Consider the following 2,777-nt stretch of genomic DNA (forward strand, 5'->3'; position numbering starts at 1 on the left):
AGATTTAGAAATCATTAAGCAACATCCTTGCCCTCATTTGGTGTTAAAAGATCGTGTAGATCAGCGTGTTTTTGTAGACACCCTCTACACCAAAGAAGAACTAGAAAACTTTGTTCATCGTCAAGATCAATGTATGTTTAAATTACGTAATCAAGTGATCCGACAGTTATTAGTTTACCAAGGCTTAAGCGTTAGTGAAATCGTAAATATAGAAGTGCAACACATAGATTTAGAAAAGGGAAGTGTTATTTTAAACGATCGATCCCTAAAATTAAAATCCCAACAAACCATTACGATTTATAAGTATCAGCAAGAGTTATACCCTAAGCTAGTAAAACACAATGATGAAACCTTATTTTTACTCTCTAGAACAGGAAGGCAGTTAGATAAGGAGCATATTAATAGTATGACCAATAAAGGATTTACAAGAAAATATAAACCTAGAGTTATTCGTCAAAGTGTGATTTACCAATTATTACAACAAGGCGAAAACTTACGTAGTGTACAACTTTTTGCAGGACATCGCAGTATTTTAAGCACCGAGCGTTACCAAAAAAGTAACCTAGAACAACTTAGAGGACAATTGCAATTGCATCATCCTTTGAATGATCTTGGATAAACTCTATCAATAAATAATAACTTTGTGTTATGAGTATTACAGAAAATAAAGAGTATCTAAGTTTTTTTGCAGAAATAAAAGAACACGTATATCAATCACAATACAAGGCTTTAAAGCAAGTGAACAAAGAGCTGATTGCATTGTATTGGGATGTTGGAAGTGCAATAGTAAAACGTCAAGAAGAATTTGGGTGGGGTAAATCTGTAGTAGAAACCTTGTCTGCTGATTTACAAAAAGAGTTTGTTGGAGTTAAAGGTTTTTCTAGTAGAAATCTATGGTATATGCGTAATTTTTATAATCATTACAATGCAAATAAAAAACTGCAACCATTAGTTGCAGAAATAGGTTGGAGTCATAATATCCTAATCTTAGATAAGTGCAAAGATGATTTAGAACGAGAGTTTTACATTCGAATGACTAGAAAGTATGGTTGGACAAAAAGTGTTTTAATACATCAAATAGAGGGGAAATCATATGAACGCTTTTTATTAAATCAAACGAATTTTGATAGTTCTTTAGAAGAAAAATATCGCCATCAAGCGAAATTAGCAGTAAAAGATAGTTATAGCTTCGACTTTTTAGGAATGAGTGAAAATTATGGAGAGCGAGAAATGGAGTTATCACTTATAAAAAATATCCGTTCTTTTTTAATGGAAATGGGTAGTGACTTTGCTTTTATAGCAAACCAATATAAAGTTAGTGTTGGTGAAGATGATTTTTATATTGACCTATTACTTTATCATAGAAGATTAAAGTGTTTAGTAGTCGTAGAGTTAAAAACTACTAAGTTTAAACCAGAGCATGCAGGTCAAATGCAATTTTATCTCACAGCATTAGATGAACAAGAAAAGGAGATAGACGAAAACCCTTCTATTGGAATTATTATTTGTAAAGGTAAAAATAGAACTGTTGTTGAATATGCTTTAAAGCGTGTAAATGCTCCGATGGGTGTTGCTGATTACACTATCACAGAACAGCTTCCAGAGGATATGCAAAAATTATTACCTTCTTCTGAAGAGATTGCAGCTCATTTAGAGAAATATATTAAGTAGACATTGGATATGGATATTCAACAAGAAATAGATTCAATAATTGAAGAAATAAAAGAGATTAGAGATCCTAATTTTATTCTAGCGATTAAGAATTTACTAATCTATCATAAAAAGATGCAGCAACCTGAGTGGTGGAAATCATTAAAAGAAGAAGAAAAACAAGAACTAACCTATGGATCAAGAGACTGAAAAATTAAGAGCTTACATTTGTGATTTTATATCAAATTGCGAGGATGAAATATTACTTCAAAAAATGCTAGATGCTGCTAAAAAATATTACAATGAAGAATAGAGTTTTATAGAGAAATCCCAAGTTAAATGCTTGGGATTTTTTAATTGGGTAAAATTGGATACAAAATGGATATATCCAAAAACATTTATGAAAAATAATCAGGACTACCTATCGGTCGGAATTTAATACACATAGGCTACTTCGCTACCGCTTCGAGTGCTTATTCGCTGTCAAAGGTCTCACCAGCCCCCACCCTATGCCAATACTTTTTAGTATTCACTTCCACTTGCGTTGCAGGACTACAAAAAAGCCATTGCCCCAGCCACCTTGGTCTGGCTCGTCGTGTTCCCAGTCTATTGCCCTGTCATACTTTTTGAGTCAAAAAAGTTCGCCACAGCAACATCCCTCCACACTTTATGGGCTCCACCGCTTGGTGGTGCGTAGCATAAAAAAACAATTCAATGCTATTTTATTGAATCAAGATTCTTGTTTTTTTACTCACGCGCAATTGCTGCCTTATTCGGCAGGCAAAAATTGCACGGCACGCCCCACCTTTCCGCTTTATGGTGGAGCTTCGCAGATTACTCAAACGCCGTAAAGGCTTGAAGCATTTTGTGTCGCTCTAAGCCGCTGGGCTACTATTTTAAAAAACGAACGATTGACAAACTAAAAGCTGAATCGAAAAAGCCATGTTTTTAAATCGTTCGATTTTTAAAATACAACAACTGAAAGGCGTTAGTTTTTAGTCAAATAGACTCCTAGAGCAATAAAAATAGCATTTTAACACGAGTTGCGATATTGCTAATAGTATAATATTGCTTTTAAAAATCACCTGTTAAATAGGTTATTTTTCTTCAAATGAAAACAAAAGGGC

At 33.7% G+C, this 2,777-nt stretch carries 3 protein-coding genes; all 3 read left to right on the top strand.

Annotated elements, in window-relative coordinates:
- A partial coding sequence (locus GMC_RS0100065; protein ID WP_010520213.1) for a tyrosine-type recombinase/integrase occupies positions 1-619 on the top strand: 619 nt, incomplete at its 5' end.
- A 29-nt stretch (positions 620-648) separates the two neighbouring features.
- Positions 649-1,671 (top strand): PDDEXK nuclease domain-containing protein, encoded by a 1,023-nt coding sequence (locus GMC_RS0100070; RefSeq protein WP_010520214.1) that lies wholly within the window; start codon positions 649-651, stop codon positions 1,669-1,671.
- Between the two features lie 9 nt (positions 1,672-1,680).
- Positions 1,681-1,860 (top strand): hypothetical protein, encoded by a 180-nt coding sequence (locus GMC_RS0100075; RefSeq protein ID WP_029489516.1) that lies wholly within the window; start codon positions 1,681-1,683, stop codon positions 1,858-1,860.
- The last annotated feature ends 917 nt before the right edge of the window (positions 1,861-2,777 follow it).

It is taken from the genome of Aquimarina agarivorans, from assembly GCF_000218485.1.
GTDB lineage: Bacteria > Bacteroidota > Bacteroidia > Flavobacteriales > Flavobacteriaceae > Aquimarina > Aquimarina agarivorans.